At 60.3% G+C, this 18,598-nt stretch carries 21 protein-coding genes; 9 read left to right on the top strand and 12 right to left on the bottom strand.

Annotation, left to right across the window (positions count from 1 at the left end):
• Positions 1–12: 12 nt before the first annotated feature.
• Both DM374_RS33545 and DM374_RS27945 read right to left on the bottom strand, forming a co-directional pair.
• The gene (locus DM374_RS33545; protein WP_177431619.1) at positions 13–180 is read right to left on the bottom strand and encodes a hypothetical protein; all 168 of its coding nucleotides are present in this window, start codon (positions 178–180) and stop codon (positions 13–15) included.
• A gap of 57 nt (positions 181–237) precedes the next feature.
• The gene (locus DM374_RS27945) at positions 238–744 is read right to left on the bottom strand and encodes a GNAT family N-acetyltransferase (protein ID WP_110972808.1); all 507 of its coding nucleotides are present in this window, start codon (positions 742–744) and stop codon (positions 238–240) included.
• A 205-nt stretch (positions 745–949) separates the two neighbouring features.
• Here DM374_RS27945 and DM374_RS27950 point away from each other — a divergent pair, with 205 nt between their 5' ends.
• Positions 950–1,234 carry a hypothetical protein gene (locus tag DM374_RS27950; RefSeq protein ID WP_095153570.1) on the top strand — a complete coding sequence of 95 codons (285 nt, stop codon included), beginning with the start codon at positions 950–952 and terminating at the stop codon, positions 1,232–1,234.
• A 4-nt stretch (positions 1,235–1,238) separates the two neighbouring features.
• Here DM374_RS27950 and DM374_RS27955 read toward each other — a convergent pair whose 3' ends face one another.
• From DM374_RS27955 to DM374_RS33295, 4 genes are all read right to left on the bottom strand, one after another.
• Positions 1,239–1,589 (bottom strand): SH3 domain-containing protein, encoded by a 351-nt coding sequence (locus DM374_RS27955; RefSeq protein WP_225422607.1) that lies wholly within the window; start codon positions 1,587–1,589, stop codon positions 1,239–1,241.
• Between the two features lie 34 nt (positions 1,590–1,623).
• Positions 1,624–2,712 carry a PDZ domain-containing protein gene (locus DM374_RS27960; protein WP_110972809.1) on the bottom strand — a complete coding sequence of 363 codons (1,089 nt, stop codon included), beginning with the start codon at positions 2,710–2,712 and terminating at the stop codon, positions 1,624–1,626.
• Positions 2,713–2,869: 157 nt separating this feature from the next.
• Positions 2,870–3,244, bottom strand: a complete 375-nt coding sequence (locus tag DM374_RS27965; protein WP_110972810.1) for a hypothetical protein — start codon at positions 3,242–3,244, stop codon at positions 2,870–2,872.
• Positions 3,245–3,313: 69 nt separating this feature from the next.
• Positions 3,314–3,490, bottom strand: coding sequence for a hypothetical protein (locus tag DM374_RS33295; protein ID WP_157969761.1), 177 nt, complete (start codon positions 3,488–3,490; stop codon positions 3,314–3,316).
• Positions 3,491–4,124: 634 nt separating this feature from the next.
• Between DM374_RS33295 and DM374_RS34570 the strand changes: the two genes are divergently transcribed.
• The 3 genes from DM374_RS34570 (at position 4,125) to DM374_RS27980 (ending at position 7,458) form a co-directional block, all read left to right on the top strand.
• Complete coding sequence (locus tag DM374_RS34570) at positions 4,125–4,277, top strand: hypothetical protein (RefSeq protein WP_225422608.1); 153 nt, start codon at positions 4,125–4,127, stop codon at positions 4,275–4,277.
• 239 nt (positions 4,278–4,516) lie between these two features.
• Positions 4,517–6,103 carry an ABC-F family ATPase gene (locus tag DM374_RS27975; RefSeq protein WP_110972811.1) on the top strand — a complete coding sequence of 529 codons (1,587 nt, stop codon included), beginning with the start codon at positions 4,517–4,519 and terminating at the stop codon, positions 6,101–6,103.
• A 164-nt stretch (positions 6,104–6,267) separates the two neighbouring features.
• The gene (locus DM374_RS27980) at positions 6,268–7,458 is read left to right on the top strand and encodes an MFS transporter (protein WP_110972812.1); all 1,191 of its coding nucleotides are present in this window, start codon (positions 6,268–6,270) and stop codon (positions 7,456–7,458) included.
• Here DM374_RS27980 and DM374_RS27985 read toward each other — a convergent pair.
• Entirely contained in the window at positions 7,452–8,483 is a 1,032-nt protein-coding gene (locus tag DM374_RS27985; RefSeq protein ID WP_110972813.1) for an alpha/beta hydrolase family protein, read from the bottom strand. The two genes, DM374_RS27980 and DM374_RS27985, sit on opposite strands and share 7 nt — an antisense overlap.
• A gap of 134 nt (positions 8,484–8,617) precedes the next feature.
• Positions 8,618–9,229 carry an FMN-dependent NADH-azoreductase gene (locus DM374_RS27990; protein ID WP_110972814.1) on the bottom strand — a complete coding sequence of 204 codons (612 nt, stop codon included), beginning with the start codon at positions 9,227–9,229 and terminating at the stop codon, positions 8,618–8,620.
• 119 nt (positions 9,230–9,348) lie between these two features.
• Between DM374_RS27990 and DM374_RS27995 the strand changes: the two genes are divergently transcribed.
• Both DM374_RS27995 and DM374_RS28000 read left to right on the top strand, forming a co-directional pair.
• Positions 9,349–10,257, top strand: coding sequence for a LysR substrate-binding domain-containing protein (locus DM374_RS27995; protein WP_110972815.1), 909 nt, complete (start codon positions 9,349–9,351; stop codon positions 10,255–10,257).
• A complete protein-coding gene (locus DM374_RS28000) occupies positions 10,250–10,612 on the top strand; it encodes an MmcQ/YjbR family DNA-binding protein (RefSeq protein ID WP_110972816.1) in 363 nt (120 codons plus the stop codon). The genes DM374_RS27995 and DM374_RS28000 overlap by 8 nt, the downstream gene beginning before the upstream one ends.
• Before the next feature lie 21 nt (positions 10,613–10,633).
• Here DM374_RS28000 and DM374_RS28005 read toward each other — a convergent pair whose 3' ends face one another.
• Together DM374_RS28005 and DM374_RS28010 are read right to left on the bottom strand one after the other, a co-directional pair.
• The gene (locus tag DM374_RS28005; RefSeq protein ID WP_110972817.1) at positions 10,634–11,008 is read right to left on the bottom strand and encodes a DUF1294 domain-containing protein; all 375 of its coding nucleotides are present in this window, start codon (positions 11,006–11,008) and stop codon (positions 10,634–10,636) included.
• Positions 11,008–11,838 carry an undecaprenyl-diphosphate phosphatase gene (locus DM374_RS28010; RefSeq protein ID WP_110972841.1) on the bottom strand — a complete coding sequence of 277 codons (831 nt, stop codon included), beginning with the start codon at positions 11,836–11,838 and terminating at the stop codon, positions 11,008–11,010. Before DM374_RS28010 ends, DM374_RS28005 begins: the two co-directional genes overlap by 1 nt.
• Before the next feature lie 296 nt (positions 11,839–12,134).
• On the opposite strand from DM374_RS28010, the gene DM374_RS28015 reads away from it, so the two are divergent.
• Positions 12,135–13,769: a methyl-accepting chemotaxis protein gene (locus DM374_RS28015; protein WP_110972842.1), complete on the top strand. Its 1,635-nt coding sequence runs from the start codon at positions 12,135–12,137 to the stop codon at positions 13,767–13,769.
• 81 nt (positions 13,770–13,850) lie between these two features.
• Here the strand turns inward: DM374_RS28015 and DM374_RS28020 are convergent, their stop codons facing one another.
• Both DM374_RS28020 and DM374_RS28025 read right to left on the bottom strand, forming a co-directional pair.
• A complete protein-coding gene (locus tag DM374_RS28020) occupies positions 13,851–15,176 on the bottom strand; it encodes a DUF2599 domain-containing protein (RefSeq protein WP_110972818.1) in 1,326 nt (441 codons plus the stop codon).
• 269 nt (positions 15,177–15,445) lie between these two features.
• Positions 15,446–17,209 carry a DUF2599 domain-containing protein gene (locus DM374_RS28025; RefSeq protein ID WP_225422609.1) on the bottom strand — a complete coding sequence of 588 codons (1,764 nt, stop codon included), beginning with the start codon at positions 17,207–17,209 and terminating at the stop codon, positions 15,446–15,448.
• 230 nt (positions 17,210–17,439) lie between these two features.
• On the opposite strand from DM374_RS28025, the gene pnuC reads away from it, so the two are divergent.
• Both pnuC and DM374_RS28035 read left to right on the top strand, forming a co-directional pair.
• A complete protein-coding gene (gene pnuC / locus DM374_RS28030) occupies positions 17,440–18,006 on the top strand; it encodes a nicotinamide riboside transporter PnuC (protein WP_110972820.1) in 567 nt (188 codons plus the stop codon).
• Entirely contained in the window at positions 18,003–18,554 is a 552-nt protein-coding gene (locus DM374_RS28035) for an AAA family ATPase (protein WP_110972843.1), read from the top strand. The genes pnuC and DM374_RS28035 overlap by 4 nt, the downstream gene beginning before the upstream one ends.
• Positions 18,555–18,598 lie beyond the last annotated feature (44 nt).

Consider the following 18,598-nt stretch of genomic DNA (forward strand, 5'->3'; position numbering starts at 1 on the left):
ACTGAGGGTTGCTCACCAGTCTTCGTGGTCCTCTTCGTCCAGCACATCGAGGCCGTATTCCTCGTCCTCGACGTCGTCGAACATCGGGTCGGCGTGGGTTTCACTTTCGTCATCGTCATGAAATTCATGGTCGAGCAGGTGATCATGCTCGGGCTCGTGAACGTCGTCTTCATCATGCATGTGGGTAAATGTCCTGCTACGGGTACGAATTGACCGGGCCTGTATAGGCCGTCGCAGTCATGCCGTCAACGGCGCGCCGTCTGCCGGCGCCAACCGTTGCTTCATCTGCACCAGCGCGACGCGTTGGCCGGCCGGGTCCTGACGCTCCTCGATGCCGAATGGCACGAAGCCCAGTGCCGGGTAGAGCAACAATCCGGCGGTGTTGTGATTGAAGCAGGACACTTTCATTTCCCGCGCCTGATGGCGGCTGCGCGCCACCTCGATCATCTGCTGAACCAGGTAACGCGCCACGCCCCGTCCACGCGCGGCGGGCGAGACCAGCACATTGCCCAGCGAGCAGGTGCCGCCCTGCTCCCACTGGTAGAAGTTGGCGAACGCCAGTACCTCATCGCCCTCGACCACCACGGATGAGTCGCTGCGCTGAGCGATGGCCGCAGTCATTTGCTCAGGTGTGACGGGAAACGTGCACTTGGGAAAGAAGAAAAACGCCTCGTCGGCGGTCTGGGCGAAGGTGCAGAGGGTCGGAACATCGCTGGCCTGCACGGGGCGGAAACTCAAGGTCACAGCTATTTGCCTCAAGACGGGTGGCTACGTGCCACGGCGGGTCAGTTAACTACAGCAGCGACGCCCTGTAAACGCTGCACAATTGATCTGCGCCGCTCTATCGCAGGCAATTCGCGACTAGTGTAAGACCATGCGCCAATGTCATTACGTCAGCGCTAATGATAATATTTCGCAATTCAAGGACGTTCAGCCTACAGGCAGGGACATGCAGGACAAGTACGAGATTCACTATGTAAAGAACGGCCTGAAAAAGGTCGTGGTCACCGATCGCAACGGCATGAGCTGGCTGGAAGCCTGGAAAGCCGCGCTGCTGATCGACGGCGCCTGCGTCGGCGCCACCGTGGGCCTGCGCTGCATCACCGACGCCATCGCCCGCGCCGAAGAAAATGGCATCAGTAAAGTGCGCTGGAACAAGGCCAGCCACACCGCCTCCTGGAGCGAACGTGCACGGATGAACGAGAGCAAGTTGCTGGTCAAACAGCTTGATTGAGGCGTCAGTAGCCGCACGCGAGCAGAATACGTAGCGGCACCCAGCCGGATTCGCCGTCCCGGCCACACCAGACCCAACCATTGAGTTGCCGCCCTCCCAGCAACCGCTCCCCCACCTCGACGTCCAGTTCCCGTGCGGTGTAATCCTCCCGCGCCACGCCCTGTCCCGGCGCCAGCATCTGGATCACCTGAGCCGGCACCCAACCGCCACGCTGCCCTGCGGTTTCGCAGAAATACCAGTGTTCCCAACCTTCATCGCCCTGATAGGCCTCGCCCACCTGCAGCGAGGTGCCCTCCGTGAAGGTGATGGGATCGGGGAACTCGCTGCGATGGAGCTCCATGACAATGAATTTCAACAAGGCCTCCTTGCCTTTACGATGCCCTCGCGCTTCAGGGCTGCCAGAGGATCTTCACACTTGTGGAATTGGTGGCCAGGAACGCAGGATGTTTGCGCGAATTTTCTTCGGCTTCAAGGAAGGTGTTTGCGTTGCCGATGCCCTGGCTGCAAATGCCGAACGCCTCCTTGACCGTCTCGGGATTCACGCCCTGGCTCAGCAGGTACTGCTTGAACTGCTGACCCACCACTTTCCCGCGCTCGGCGGCATTGTTGACCGTTGCGCCCGGCAAGGCGAATGGCGTGCTCAACCAGTAACTGCCGCCGCCGGGGATGAGTGTGCCGGGCATTGCCGTGGCATAGCAGTAGATAAGCGAACCCGTCGCCGCGTAAATCGGCGGTGGCTGGGTGCCCGACAAGGTGGCGACAAGGGTAATGCTGCTGCGGCTGCGCCATAGCTTCAGGGTCACCGGACTGCCCGCCTTGGTCGAGGCAAGGTAGGCGATCAACTGGGTGGTCTGGTCAAACACCTGGCCGTCGATGGACTGGATCACGTCTGCGGCCTTGATCCCGGCTTGGGCCGCGGCACTTCCCGGGATGACACCGGTTACCAACACCCCGTGGCTGTCGGGCAAGCCCAGGTCCCGGACGAGGACGTCGTGCAACTTGTCGGCAGGAAGCAACGACGCGCCCAGCCAGCCCCTTCCGGACGCTGGCGGAGCGACATTGACGGTAAGCGGCGCCCCGTTTGCAGTTGACGCCGTATTGGTGGCAGGCACGGTATTTAAAGCCGGTGCCGTAGCTGGTGCCACTGTCGCAGCGACCTGAGCTTCGGCCGGACAGCCTTTTTCCGCCTTGACCTGGCGGATGGCTTCCAGCGCCGTCGGCACGATAGTGTGCTCGCCGGGCTGGGCCAGAGTGAATCTCAGTGCCCCATCGGTGCGGTCCAATTGCGGACAATCCTGCGCCCGATACATGTCCTTGAGCGGGGTCAGGTGGTCGATGGGCTCCGGATCATCTGGCGTATAGGCCGCCTGCGCCAGGGTCAGGCCAATGCCCGCAGGGTCGAGCATGCAGCCATGCAGGCTGGACAATGCCGCCCCGACGGCCAGTAGCCGAGCGCCTTTTACCAGCAGATTCGCCATGTTCCTTTCCCCGCACGCGATGATTGTCACAGCACCATAATGGCAAGATGCCTTAAGTCAATCCGTTTGCGGTGAAATACACTGAGGGTGGCAGTGGCGGGCGGGGTGTTTCATGACCGATGAAAAATTACGTTTGCCATAGCAACAACGTTTGAACTTACTCGGCAAACGACTCTGGCTGGGACACCTTCAGGTATAGAAAGCACCCTCTGTGCATGTCGTTGGTGAATTTATCGGCGACTGCCATTTTCTTCTCTTTCGTGCTTTCTATGGGATAGTCTTCGGCCATCTTGCGGAACTTTTCTCTCATCTTTTCATGGATATCGGAATACGCTTCATAGGCATATGACAGCGACGTACCCATTTGCCTGCTGTACATGATAGCGGCAGCATCCATCGCCCCCGCCTCGCAGAAGTTCCGCTCAGCCGCATTGAACTGGATGACGTCGCCCTTCATGTACCAGGACCAGGCACTGGTACATGTCATGAGGGCGACACCTGCCAGCGCTATGGATGCCCTGTTGATCTTCATGATGGGGTCCTTCACTGCAAAACCGCGATGCTAGCAGACTGAACTGCTCAAGGAGCACCAGCATCTTCCCTACGCTTTACGAAGCCTGGAGGCCATGTTCCAGAGCGACACGGCAATCACCAAATAAATCGGCGTTGCCGCCAAGTACCAATGGTTTTCGGTGAACCCCTTCCAGACAACCGCGGCGCCGGACAAGGCCGACAGCACTGCGCCAACGGTGAACACCCAATACTTGACCTTACTCATCCATTCCTCCTATAGGCCAGGGAGCGACGGTATCAGGGAGAGGGGTGAACCACAAATGAGCGACTCTCACTAGCGATGATGCGGGCGCAACGCACCCGTGAAAGCCCTTTCCATAGTTAGCTTACAACTCGACCTGCCGGATCAATTACCCGGGCAAACGGGTACTTCGCCCTCAACCGAGAAAGCTCCTGCATACATCCCATTTCGGAGCCATGGGTTTTAGTTTGCCACTGCTGATTTGCAGATGATTTGTACTGCGCTTGATAGTTAGTCGACATGGGAGCGTCCTTGGCAAAAGAGCTATATAGCACAAAGCCATTAACCTTTACGCCTCCCAATACTGAAAACCAAATCAAGCCTGCGTCTAGCGCGCGCATGGAGAGCTATTGCCTCGAAGACCTCACAAACATAATCGCATCAGCAAGCCGTTTCGCTCTCTCAAGGCTGGTTGTTCTCATCGAATCGAGCTTGACCGTCCTGGCGGCCGATGATTACGGAGTATCGGCTATTTCGGGTGCGGCTTTTGAAAATGCACTTATCCATAACAGCCACCACCGGTGGCGTCGACAAAACCACCGAACAACGCATTGCCGATCTGCTCGGCTGTACAAAATGCGCCCAAAGGAGGCAACCCATGCACCGCCTCGCCTCCAGGTCGGAACACCCGGTCAACCCTTTCGTGTTGCAACCGAGCAAAGGTGGGCTGTGGATCAACGAGCCAGGTGTTACAATCCGCGCCTTCAAATCAGCGCTCAAGGCGCTGAGCATCCGTGAACGCCGTCAGTAAGACACCCGCCGCACCTACGCAACCACGTGCCTCATGGCCGCGATGAACCTTGTGTTCATCGCGAATCAGCTTGGGCACAGCGTCTGGATGTTGCTTTCTACCTACGCGAAATGGATCAGCTCCTCGTCTGACTGGAGGGAGCTGGAGAAGCTGCCGCCTAGAGTCGAATTGGCCCAAGATTGGCCCAACGCTGACACGAGCGACTAAATACACCTCTGGAACCCCCGCAGGACAAGCACTTGATTTCTACCGCTAACATCACCATGCAGTTCGGCGCCAAACCTCTGTTCGAGAACGTCTCGGTCAAGTTCAACAACGGCAATCGCTACGGCCTGATCGGCGCCAACGGCTGTGGCAAGTCCACCTTCATGAAGATTCTCGGTGGCGATCTGGAGCCAAGCGGCGGCCAGGTCATGCTCGAGCCGAACACCCGCCTCGGCAAGCTGCGCCAGGATCAGTTCGCCTACGAGGAATTCACCGTGATCGACACGGTGATCATGGGCCACGAGGAGCTGTGGAAGGTCAAGGCCGAGCGCGATCGCATCTATTCGCTGCCGGAAATGACCGAGGAAGACGGCATGGCCGTCGCCGAGCTGGAAACCGAATTCGCCGAGATGGACGGCTACACCGCCGAATCCCGCGCCGGTGAGCTGCTGCTGGGCCTGGGTATTCCGCTGGAACAGCATTTCGGTCCGATGAGCGAAGTCGCTCCAGGCTGGAAATTGCGAGTGTTGCTGGCCCAGGCGCTGTTCTCCAATCCGGAAGTGCTGCTGCTCGACGAACCAACCAACCACCTGGACATCAACACCATCCGTTGGCTGGAAAGCATCCTCACGGCGCGTAACAGCACCATGATCATCATTTCCCACGACCGTCACTTCCTGAACAGTGTCTGCACCCACATGGCCGACCTGGACTACGGCGAGCTGCGCCTGTTCCCGGGCAACTATGACGAGTACATGACCGCCGCGACCCAGTCCCGCGAGCAGTTGCTGTCGGACAACGCCAAGAAGAAAGCCCAGATCGCCGAGCTGCAGACCTTCGTCAGCCGCTTCTCGGCCAACGCCTCGAAAGCCAAGCAGGCTACCTCCCGCGCCAAGCAGATCGACAAGATCCAGTTGGCCGAGGTCAAGCCGTCGAGCCGGGTCAGCCCGTTCATTCGTTTCGAACAGACCAAGAAGCTGCACCGCCAGGCCGTGACCCTGGAGAAAGTCTCCAAGGGCTTCGACGGCAAGCCACTGTTCAAGGACTTCAGCTTCACCATCGAAGCCGGCGAGCGCGTCGCGATCATCGGCCCGAACGGTATCGGCAAGACCACCCTGCTGCGCACTCTGGTCGGTGAAATGACCCCGGATGCCGGTGCGGTGAAATGGACCGAGAGCGCCGAAGTCGGCTACTACGCCCAGGACCATGCCCACGACTTCGAAGACGACGTCACCCTGTTCGACTGGATGGGCCAGTGGACCCAGGGCGAACAGGTGATTCGTGGCACCCTCGGCCGCATGCTGTTCTCCAACGACGAGATCCTCAAGTCGGTGAAGGTGATTTCCGGTGGTGAACAGGGCCGCATGCTGTTCGGCAAGCTGATCCTGCAAAAGCCAAACGTGCTGGTGATGGACGAACCAACCAACCACCTGGACATGGAATCCATCGAGGCGCTGAACCTGGCGCTGGAAAACTATCCAGGCACGCTGGTGTTCGTCAGCCACGACCGCGAGTTCGTCTCGTCGCTGGCAACCCGCATCATCGAGCTGAGCGCCACCGGCGTGGTGGACTTCAGCGGCACCTACGACGATTACCTGCGTAGCCAGGGCGTCGTGGTCTGATCATCGCTTAGCGGTAATACAGCGGGCCGGCCCGTCCCCTACAGTGGGAACGGGCCGGTCCGCTGTTGTTTTCGGCTGTCGAATCATTCGTTAGCCTGCTTTCTTTTCTCCCCGCCTGCCGCCATGATGTGACGCTTCAACCGCTTGCCTGCGAACGAAACCCCATGCCTGCTTCACCCTCCGCGACTCCCAAAGCGCCCTCGGTCACCCTGCAGATCCTGTCGATCGTCTTCTACACCTTTATTGCGTTCCTCTGCATCGGCCTGCCGATCGCGGTGCTGCCGGGCCATGTCCACGATGTACTGGGCTACAGCGCGATAGTCGCCGGCCTGACCATTGGCATCCAGTACCTGGCCACCCTGCTCAGCCGGCCGATGGCCGGGCGCCTGGCCGACAGCCTCGGCACCCGCCGCACTATCGCCTATGGCCTGGCCGGGATAGCCGTCAGCGGTCTGTTGACCTGGGGCTCCGCGCTGCTGGTCAGTGTGCCGTTGGCGAGCCTGATCCTGCTGCTGGTGGCGCGCGTGCTACTGGGCATCGCCCAGGGTCTGATCGGCGTCGGCACACTGAGCTGGGGCATTGGCCAGGTGGGCGCCGAACACACGGCGCGGGTGATTTCCTGGAATGGCATCGCCTCCTACGGCGCAATCGCCATCGGTGCGCCGGTCGGCGTGCTGCTAGCGCAGGAAACCGGCTTCTACAGTATCGGCCTGGCATTGACGGCGATGGCCGTTCTGGCGCTGCTGGTGATCCGCACCCAGCCATCGCTGCCGGTCATGCGTGGCGAACGCCTGCCGTTCTGGGCCGCGTTCGCTCGCGTGGCGCCATGCGGGCTGGCGCTGACCCTGGCGTCCATCGGCTACGGCACCCTGACCACTTTCGTCACCCTCTTCTACCTGGAGCGCGGCTGGACCGGCGCGGCCTGGTGCCTGAGCGCCTTCGGCGTGTGTTTCATCGTTTCCCGATTGATGTTCGTCAATGCCGTCAACCAGTGGGGCGGTTACCGCGTGGCGATTGCGTGCATGGCGGTGGAAACGCTCGGCCTGACGCTGCTGTGGCTGGCACCGTCGCCGCTGCTGGCGCTGCTCGGTGCAGGACTGACCGGCTTCGGCCTCTCGCTGGTATACCCGGCCCTGGGGGTCGAGGCGATCAAGCAAGTACCGCCAACCAGCCGCGGTGCCGGGCTGAGCGCTTATGCGGTGTTCTTCGATCTCGCCCTGGCGATCGCCGGGCCGGTGATGGGTGCGGTCGCGGCCCACTTGGGTTATGCGTGGATCTTCTGCGTGGCGGCCCTGCTGTCGCTGCTGGGCGTCGGCTTGACCCTCACGCTGCTACGTCGGTCTCCCGCTCACTGATCGGCGGTATGCAGCCCCGCACGACTGGACACGCCCAGGGCGCGATTGAAGAAGTGCGACGTTTCGGACTGCAACGACAGGTGAATACCCACCCGATCGACGCCATCGGCATCGGTGCACAGCGCCGCCATGCGCTCGCGCTGGACCGCGTCACAGGGCGACATGAAGACGAAATGCCCCGCACCAGCCAGTCGCCGGTAGTTGGGCGTGACCGGCAGCTTGCGCGCCAGGGCCTCGGCGTTCTTGTCGATGGCCAGCAACTGGTCGTGGTCACCGCTGTAGATCAATGCCGGCACCTTCACCTCTGCCAACGCCTGGCGACCGAACATCAGGCTCAGCGGCGCCATCAGTACCAGCGCCCTCACCCGCGGATCGGCCTCGGGCAGCAGGTCGTCGCGGTCGGCGACCAGTTCGCCGTGGCGTGTACAGGCGTCGGCATCCAGCGGACGTTCCTCACAGTAACGTTTCAGTCGTTGAAGATCGGGACGTGCTCCGGAAAGAATCAATGCGGTTTCAGCACCAGCCGAATAACCGATCATGCCCACCTGTTCACCGCTGACATAGGGCGCCAGCAGCGAGTCCTCCAGCGTGGCACTGATCGCAGCGCTGATTTGCAGCGGGCGACCATAGAGGTTGCTCAGGGTGCCGAGTCGGCTGTGGTCCTTGGCGTTGTCGCCGGGATGGACCGCCGCAACCACCACAAAGCCGCGCCGCGCCAGGGCGCTGGCCAGGTCATGCAAGGCCAGGGGCGTGCCGGTGTTGCCGTGGGAAAGAGCGAGCAAGGGGAAACGGCCCATCACCACCGGTGCTTCGGCGGCGACATTGAGGCGATAACCGTCGATCCGGCGCCAGTGCGCCAAGCCGCTCGAGGGGTAGAACACCAGCACCTGCATGGGCTGGCCGTCCAGCGGATCGGGAATGCTCATGCGGTGCAGACCGACGCTCCACTGTTGCGCGGGCTCGGCCTGCACCACAAGGCTGCAGCACAACGCACCGAGCACCAACAACGTCCGAAGAACCCGCATTTGCTTTCACCCTGACCCAATGGCGATGACCCGCCTAATGCAAAGCATAGAGCGGGCCACATGGGTGCAGATGAAAGCTCGATGAAACTCCTGACAGCCAGGGCGGGCATCTACTGCCCGCGAAGGCCGGAGACTCAGGCTACGGCGAACAGGTCGTTGGCGATCTGTGCCTGGGCAGCCTGCAGAGCGTTGTTGCGTGGCTCGTCACCGTAGGCCAGGCCGTGGGCGCGGACGAATTCGATGTCGGTGATGCCGATGAAGCCGAGGAACACCTTGAGGAAATCTTCATGGCCGACACCAGTAGGCTGGCCAACATGCAGGCCACCTGCGGTGGAGACCACGATCACTTTCTTGTTGCCGCACAGGCCTTCCGGGCCGGTTTCGGTGTAGCGGAAGGTCTTGCCGGCGACAGCAATGCGGTCGATCCAGGCCTTGAGCTGGCTGGCGATGCTGAAGTTGTACATCGGCGCACCGATCACCACGGCGTCAGCGTCGAGAAACTCCTGCAGGGTATCGGCGCTCAGCTTGGCTTCGTGGGCCAGGGCGGCGTCGCGTGCTTCTTCCGGAGTGCCCGCGGCCAGCAAGGTGGCGGAGGAGAAATGGCTGATGGCATCGGCGGCCAGGTCACGGTAGACCACCTGAATCGATGGCTCGGCGGCTTGCCAGGTCTGGACCACTTGCTGGCTCAGTTGGCGCGAAGCGGAGTTGTCGCCGAGGATGCTGGAATCGATATGCAACAGTTTCATGGGGCTCTCCTGAATGAGGACCACTGGTCGGCGGTCACGATGGAGACAATCCTAACGGCATAACCAATAACTGATAAGATCGCAAAATTGCGTTAGTTCGTCCTACTGATGGAACAATCATGCAAGACCTCAATGACCTGTTCTACTTCGCCCGCGTGGTTGAAGCCGGTGGCTTCGCCGCCGCCGGTCGCCAACTGGGGATTCCCAAGTCACGGTTGTCGCGGCGAATCGCCGAGCTGGAGGAGCGTCTCGGCACGCGCTTGCTGCAGCGCACCACCCGGCAACTGAAGCTGACCGCCGTGGGCGAACGCTACCTGCGTCACTGCCAGGCGATGCTGCTGGAAGCGGAAATGGCCGACGAAGCGGTCGCCAGCATGACCAGCGAACCGCGCGGGCGATTGCGGGTGTCCAGCCCGGTGGGCCTGGCCCACGCCTTTCTGCCGGAGGTGATCACCCGCTTCCTGGCGTTGTACCCGCACGTGCAACTGGAGATGGTCCTGGTCAACCGCCGAGTCGACCTGATCAACGAAGGTATCGATGTCGCCCTGCGGGTCCGCGACCTGGGCGATGAAGATCCGGCACTGGTCACCCGCCGCCTCAACCGAGCGCAGATGCAACTGGTAGCCTCCCCCGACTTTGCCCGCCAGCACCCGGTTCAGCACCCGAGTGAGTTGGCCGTGCTACCGGTCCTCGGCGCGGTAGAGGCCGACCGGCTGGTGCACCTGCGACTGATGGACAAGGAAGGCCAGCGTGAAGAACTGAGCCTGGAAGCCCGCCTGGGGATCGACGATTTCGTCGTGCGCAAGGCCGCGGTGCTCGCCGGCCTGGGCTTCACCGCCCTGCCCTTGCTGCACTGCGAAGCCGAACTGGCCAGCGGCGAGCTGGTGCGGCTGCTGCCGGACTGGTCGATGCCCAGCGGTTACCTGCAAGCGGTTTATCCGCATCGACGCGGCGTACTGCCGGCGGTGCGGGCGTGGATCGACCATCTGGTCGCGTCTTTCGAGGAATGTGGAGAGCGTTATGTCTGAAAAGGCCCTGAACGAAGCGCAAGTGGCGGCGTTCTGCCTGACGCTGCCTGGCGCGCGGGAAGACTATAAATGGGGCGGAGTGCGGGTGTTTTCCGTGGCCGGCAACAAGATGTTCGCGGTGCTCGACCTGGCGGGTGCAGGGTTGTCGTTCAAGGTCGACAAGGACCTGTTCCTCGGCTACGTCGATATTCCCGGGGTTCGCCCCGCGCCGTATCTGGCCAGGGCGCACTGGATCAGCGTCGCCCCGCCGTACTCGCTAGGGCGCGAGACGCTTGAGGACATGTTGAGGCGGTCACACCAGTTGGTGGTGAGGAAGTTGCCAAAGCGGCTGCAGGTAGGGCTGTTGCTGGATTGAACCGGGGCGTTGAGGCGGCAGCTAGACGATATGCCGCCATTGCCCCAGAAACAGCACATCCACCCACACTACCTGATGCACTAGCACGATCACCCAGAACACCACCTGATAGGGCAGCTTGCGGGTCTTGTGCCGCCACAGTTGCTGCGCCACCAGCGCGCCCGGCCAGCCGCCGAGCAGCTCGCTGAGGTGCAGTAGCTTTTCCGGAGTGCGCTGGCCCCGCACCAGCGCCTGTCGCTTGTCGTGCCAGTAGAGCCCGGCACACACCAGGCTCGCCGCAATATACAGCAGCGCAGGAAACCAGAACTGTTCGGCGAGGCCCGTTTTCAAGGCCCCGCCCAGCGGCAACAGGCAGAGCACGGCAAACGCCAGCAGCTTGAGCCGCGGATAGCGCATCAGCCGTGGGCCACCGACCAGTCGACCACACCGAAGGCCCAGGTCCCGAGGATCACCAGACCGAAGACGATGCGGTACCAGGCGAACGCCGCGTAGCTGTGGCTGGCGATGAACTTGAGCAGACCGCGCACGGCGATCATGGCGAAGATGAACGAGACGACGAAGCCGATGGCGAAGACCATGAAATCGTCCGGCTGGAACAGGTCACGGTACTTGTAGCCCGAGTACACCGCAGCGCCGACCATCGTTGGCATGGCCAGGAAGAACGAGAACTCGGTGGCCGCCTTGCGCGACAGGCCGAACAGCAGACCACCGATGATGGTCGAGCCGGAACGCGAAGTCCCCGGAATCATCGCCAGGCACTGGGCCATACCGATCTTCAGAGCGTCGGTCCAGTGCATGTTGTCCACTTCGGCAACACGGATCACATGCTCGCGACGCTCGGCCCAGAGCATGATCACACCGCCCACCACCAATGCCGCAGCCACGGTGATCGGGTTGAACAGGTATTCGTGAATCAGGTCGGCGAAGGCCACGCCCAACACCACGGCGGGCATGAAGGCAATCAGCAGGTTGACGGTGAAGCGTTGCGCTTCACGCTGGCGTGGCAGCCCAACCACCACGTCGAAGATCTTGCGGCGAAACTCCCACACCACCGCCAGGATCGCACCCAACTGAATGATGATGTTGAAGGCCATGGCCCGTTCGCCACCGAAGTTGATCAGGTCGGCCACGATAATCTGGTGGCCGGTACTGGAAATCGGCAAAAACTCTGTCAGACCCTCAACGATGCCGAGAATCACTGCCTGCATGGCGGTCCAAAAATCCATCATTCCCCCGTAAGGCGATGCGCGTGGCATGCCCCGTTCTAGTTTTCATTACGCTTTGGTTGTTCAAGGCCAAGGCATGCGACGGCGACCATAAACGGAAACGGCCACATTTAATCGCGACATACCCTTCAGATTTGGCGCAGGAAGGCCGAAATCCTATCAGACCTGTGGGATAAACGCTGCCCGGTCGCACGTAATGGAGCCAGCCGAATCAACCACTTAGCCATTGGTCGAGTAGGTGGAAGCGGCAAAGCATGCTTGGATGCTCAAAATAACAAGAACTTGAGATGACCTTCATGAAGACTTTACGCAGTATGTCGATCAGCCGGCGCCTGTGGCTCATCCTGGTGCTGGCCGTGGCGATGTTGGTGACCCTCGGGTTGCTTATGCTCAATCAGATTCACTCTGACCTGTACCGGGCCAAGGCAGAAAAGACCCGCCATGTGGTCGAGACCGCCGCCGGGATCCTGACGTACTACCAGGGTCAGGAAGCCGCCGGCACCCTCAGCCGCGACGCCGCCCAGCAACAGGCGCTAAACGCGGTAAGAGCGCTGCGCTATGACCAGAATGACTATTTCTGGATCAATGACCTGGGTCCGAAAATGCTCATGCATCCGACCAACTCCAAGCTTGAAGGCCAGGACCTCTCCGGCATCCGCGATCCCGACGGCTTCGCCCTGTTCAATGAAATGGTCAGCCTGGCCAAGACCCGCGGCGCTGGCAGCATCGACTACCGCTGGCCCAAGCCCGGCGCCAGCGAGCCGGTAGAGAAGACCTCCTACATCCAGTTGTTCAAGCCCTGGGGCTGGATCATTGGCTCCGGTGTGTATATCGACGACATGCAGAGCGAGTTCCTGCGGCAGTTGCGTGACGCTTCGTTGCTGGGCGCCGCCATCGCGGTGATTCTGACGCTGCTGGTGGTGCTGATTTCCCGCAGTATCGTCCGCCCGTTGCAGGAGGCCGTGGAGGCCATGGCCACCATTGCCAGCGGCGAAGCGGATCTGACCAAGCGCCTGGACACCCACGGCAACGACGAAATCACCCGCCTCGGCCAGCACTTCAACAGCTTCACCGGGCAGTTGCAGCAGGTGGTCGTGCGCCTGCAGGACGCCGCGCGGGAACTGGGCCACTCGGCCGGCGAGGTCGGTGACAACGCCGGGCAGACCCAGCAGCGCAGCGATCAGCAATCGCAGCAGATGGAACAGGTGGCCACCGCCATCAACGAGGTCACTTACGCCGTCCAGGACGTGGCGAAAAACGCCGAGCAGGCCTCCAGCGAAACCAGCGAGGCGCAGCAGCGCGCCCGTCAAGGCCAGCAGAGCATTCACGGCAGCCTGCGCAAGATCGACGAACTGTCCGCCACCATCGACCAGGCGGTCCATGTGATCCAGGCCCTGGCCAGCCAGAGCACGCGGATCGGCAGCGTACTGGAAGTGATTCGCGCCATCGCCGAGCAGACCAACCTGCTGGCCCTCAACGCGGCCATCGAGGCCGCCCGCGCGGGCGAGCAGGGTCGCGGTTTTGCCGTGGTCGCCGATGAGGTGCGCCTGCTGGCGCAGCGCACGCAAAGTTCCACCGCCGAGATCCAGGCCATGATCGAGCATCTGCAAGGTCAGTCGGAGGCGGCGGTCAAGGCCATCGACGCCAGCAGCCTGGCCTCGCGGGAAACCGTCGAGCAGGCCAGTGAAGCGGGCGCCAGCCTGGACGCCATCAGCCAGGCGCTGCACAACCTGACCTCGCTCAACGCCTCGATTGCCAGCGCCACCTTGCAGCAGGCCCATGTGGTGGAAGAGATCAACCGCAGCGTCACCGAAACCGCCGACCTGTCGCGCCAGACCGCCGTCGCCGCGCAACACTCCAGCAACTCCGGCCACGCGCTCAATCGCCTGAGCGCGCATCTGGAGCAGGTACTGGGGCAGTTCAGGGTATAAAAACCTGCCGATATCCTTGGGGGTATCGGCAGTTCAACAAGGCCGGGGAAGCCGTATTTCATCAACCAAGGTCGGCGTTTACTATTTGTGGTTGCAGTTCGCGGCGTTTACTTTGTTCTGATCGGGTTCATTCGATCTTTTCGTCTCCAGGTACCATGGCGTCTTGTCGCTGAATTTCTGGTTGAGGCAAATAAGCTGACGTCGCATGGACAGGTCCTTGCTGCCATATTTCTCCCAAAAGTCTTTCGCTTGTGGGTGAGCGGCCAAGGACTTCCTTTTCATCTCATTGAACACCGCATCGGTCTTGTCAGGCCCGAACTTTTTAGCGCAGTCGTTAAGGACCACTTCTAGCGCCCAGACATCTTCGCCGGGGTACTCTGAGTAATAATTTTTGCGAAGGATCCATTGCACCGACTTGATGTAGTCAGGACATTGCCCGGAAGCACTCCCTTCGCCACCGCTCGCGACACGACAAAAGCCTGGCGTCGCATTCGGTGTCGCCGGAGCTGGCATCTGATTGCTGGCGCAGGTGAAGGTTGCAACGTCGCCAGCACTCTGGGGAAACTTGATGACGATGACAGGGCGATAATTACCGGTTTTTTTCAGGTAATCCTGCTGATTTTTCAGCGCCTCCGCCCCCCCTCCTTTCGATGTCTGGAAGAACGCCAACACGGGCATCTCATCCTGCGGGGGATTGTCTATACGAACTTCTGTAATCACTCCGAATGCAGCCGTTTTAATCAACTTGCGTGCGTCCATGAAGCCCTTGAACGCCAGGGTGCGGTCTTCTTTCGAGCGGTCGCTCATCATCCCGAAGCCGCATTGATACTGATCTGGAATGCGAGCGCTCGCATACCGATTAAAGTGCGTAACCCATTCACCGCCGGTTTTGATCCCCATGTCTTGACAGGCCTTTTCAACAGGCACGGTAGGTTTGGCATTCGGATCCTTCGGGTTACCAACATTGTCCCCACAGCCTTTGTCAATCCGTCCGTCAGTCCAGGCATCTTTTGGATAAGCACATAGGGCGTCGACCGTTGTCTGGTTTTCGCAGAGGTAATCCATCGGCGTCTTGATATAACCGTTTTCGGTCAATCGGCCAGGATTAGCGTACGTGATATCTTTGCGCATATAGGAAAATGCTGTGCTGCCCAGCTCAACCCCTTTAGGACTTGGGTTCCATACATCAAAATTCTGACCCTTCGCAGGGTCCGCGCGGGTCGTAGCTCTGATCAACAGACCAGAGCAGTCCGAGGCCGGGTCGTCGCCACACTTATCGACCGTATTGTTGTAGAGCGTCTGGACAACCTTCAGCGTTTCCTCGCAGGTTTCCGCATTGGCCAGGGACATCCCGAACAGCAAGGGACATATAAGTAACGGGACTATTTTTTCAGCAGTCTTTCGCATGACACACGCCTCCAGAAACGATGAGTACTCCGCTCATTGAATTGGCGTGAAAACGACTGAATGCCACTACCGACCGCCTGCTCGAAAACTGCCACACCCCACTCGTTTGCGAAACTGACAGAAATGTCAGGTAGGCCTCGAAAAATTCGGCGGGTCGCTGTTTTCCCGGGTGCAATTCGAACATGAAAAAAACTGCCGATATCCGCGGGATATCGGCAGTTCAAGTGGATCAACAAAGCCTTGTCTCAATCAATGAGCGCCGGCGTTCGTTACTTGTGGTTGCAGTCGGCTGCGTTGACTTGCTCCTGAGTGGCTTCGTTCGGCCTGATCGACTCCAGATACACCGGATTCTTCTTGGTGTGTTTCTGGGCAAGGCAAATACTCTGGCGACGCATCGATGTATCTTTGTCACCCCAGTATTTAGCGCCCTGTGGATCTGCCGCCAAGGCTTTTTTCTTCATCTCCGCCATCACCGCAGCGGTTTTGTCAGCCCCGAATCCGAGTGCACAGTCGTTGTACGTCACCTCCAGCGCCTTGATCTTTTTGCCGGGGTATTCGGCATAAGTCCGGTCCATCCATTTGACCGACTTGATGTAGTCAGGGCATTGCGCAGGCGCACCGCCCCCGCCAGCCGTCGCACCATCCACCCTCACCGAGTTGCAACTGTCCTTGAGTGATTGCTCATGCGAGACATACGGCCTGATCGGCTCAAGGTTCCAGACTTTCTTGTTTCTGACGGGGAAATCATTACCTTGTTGATCTTTATCGACGAACGCCATGTGACACACTGCCTGACGACGTAATGTCTGGTCTCGATCCCCCCAGTACTTCGCACCGTCTTTTTCTGCCAGGGCTTTCTGTTTCATCTCGGCAATCAGTTTCTCAGTCTGATCCTCTCCAATCTCGCGACCACATGCAGTAGGCGTTACCGAGAGCGACATGACTTCTTTATTGAAGCCTGGGTCCCAGCGCGATATCCATTCCAACGATTCAATGTATTGAGCGCATTGTTTCGGATCAGTCCCAGTGCCCCATCCGCCGACGGTTGGAACAGGATTGTCGGTTGCACCGCCCGTGTCTGGTTTAGGTGCAGGTTTGGCCGCGCAAGAGAAGGTTGCCTTACTGCTCGGATCTTTCGGGAAGTCGATCTTGATGACCGGCCGCTCCTCGCCCGTAACCTGTTTGTACTCTTCCGCGTTCTTCCAGGCATCCGCGACGTTATCGATTTCGATGCGGGGTTTGTTTAGGCGTTGGATTATGGTTTTTTCCTCGCTATAAAAGAACGCTAGGACCGGAGCCTTGTCTTTCTCGGGGTTCTTGAAACGGACTTCGGTTTGCCAGAAGAATGAGCCTTGAGTGCCTTCGATGGACTGCCTGGCCTGCATGAACTGCTGGAATGCATCCGTGCGTTGTTCGTCGCTCAGCCCCCTCATATCGAAACCACACAGGGATATGTTTCTTGTAGGGTCTACTGCGTCAAACGTATCAAATTCACTGGCCTTCCAACTAGAACCGTTGACCCCTTTCTGCTGGCAGGACGTCTCCACAACCTTCGGGGTTCTGTCGTTGTCGCCGCAGCCATTATCGTTCCGGGAATCCGTATAGCCATCAATCGGGAAAGCGCAGTCAATATTGACCGGAGTTTTGCCTGCCGGTGTGTAGTGAGTCGGGTACAACAGCATGCCATTGTGGTGGCTGACACCGGGTGTCTGATATTTGATGTCGGAACGCATCCAGGAGGCCGCCGTGGTCCCCTTTTGCACGGCCGTGGGGCTCGGATTCCACACGTGATAGGTGCCCGCAGGTTGAGGCGTTTCCTGCCACTCAGGTCGCATCGTGCCTCTGACTAGCAGACCGGAACAGTCCGATGCCGGGTTCCTGACCGATCGATCACCGCTCAGGGACATGCAGTTGCTCGCCTGGTTGTTATAGAGCTCCTCGACCAACTTCAATGTTTCTTCGCAGCTCTCCGCCCGTACAATCGTCGCCTGCAATAGGAGCGGTAAAGCCATTAGTGGAACAAGCCTGTTCATACGCCTTCTCATCGCCGTGTCTCCTGAATTCGTCGGGATCTTTCTTTAATGAGTAAATCGACGTAACAACGACTTAACAGCCACAACTGAACGCCGCAAGAACAATCTGCCTGCAAACGTCACAGCGCGAAACTGACAAAAATATCAGGTACACGCATAAACCCGACTGGCGGCTACCGGGCCAACAGGTACAATCCCCGCCCTCTTTCCTTGCTGTATAAGGAGCGCCGATGTCCGGCCTCGAACTGTTCGCCGCCGTCCTCGGCGCCCTCTCCGTCTGGCTGACGGTCAAGCAGAATCCGTGGTGCTGGCCCATCGGCCTGGCCATGGTGCTGCTCTACAGCTGGGTGTTCTTCGATGCCAGGCTCTATTCGCAAATGCTGCTGCAAGGGGTTTACGCCGTGCTGCAACTGTACGGCTGGTGGCAGTGGACGCGGCCAGACAGCGTGCGCGAAGCGCGCAAGGTCAGCCTGCTGGCACCTGGACAGGTCAATCTCGGGCTGCTCTTCGGCCTGGTGGTCAGCCTGCTGATTGGTGGCGCCATGAGCACCTGGACCGACGCCGCCCAGCCCTGGCTGGACGCGACCATCACCGGCTTCAGCCTGGTGGCGCAAGGGTGGATGGCGCAGAAGCGCGTGCAGTGCTGGGCCTTGTGGATCGTCATTGATGCCGTCTGCGTCGGCTTGTTCCTTTATCAGGCGCTGTACCTGACTGCGGGCCTGTATGCGCTGTTCACGCTGATGGCGGTTCAGGGGCTGCGCGAATGGCGCCGCGACCCCGCCGTGGTGGCGGCATGAAGGTCCTGGTGCTGGCGGGCCCCGAGTCCAGTGGCAAAAGCTGGCTGGCCGGCGAAATCCAGGCGCACTTCGGGGGTGAGCTGGTTGGCGAATATGTCCGCCACTTCATCGACGAGCAGCAGCGCGACACCTGCTATGCCGACATCCCGGACATCGCCCGCGGCCAGTTGGCCTGGGAGGATGCCGCCCGCCAGCGCCAGCCAGAACTGCTGATTCTCGACACCCACCTGCTGAGCAATATCCTCTGGAGCCAGACGCTGTTCGCCGATTGCCCCGACTGGCTGGAGCAGGCGCTACTGGCGCGGCACTATGACCTGCACCTGCTGCTCAGCCCCGACGGCGTGCCGTGGATCAGCGACGGCCAGCGCTGCCAGCCGGATCTGGATGAACGCCGGGCCTTCTTCGACTCCAGCCGGCAATGGCTGGAACAGCATCGTCAGCCGCTGATGATCATCGAAGGCGACTGGACCTGCCGTCACGCCATCGTTCTCGCCACGGTCCAGCGCCTGCTGGACGGCAAAGCCGCCGCCTGCGCGACCGAGTGTTAACTCGCTGATACAGCCGACGCCAGCCCGACCCGCGGCGCAGAGCC

The organism is Pseudomonas huaxiensis (assembly GCF_003231275.1).
Classification (GTDB): domain Bacteria; phylum Pseudomonadota; class Gammaproteobacteria; order Pseudomonadales; family Pseudomonadaceae; genus Aquipseudomonas; species Aquipseudomonas huaxiensis.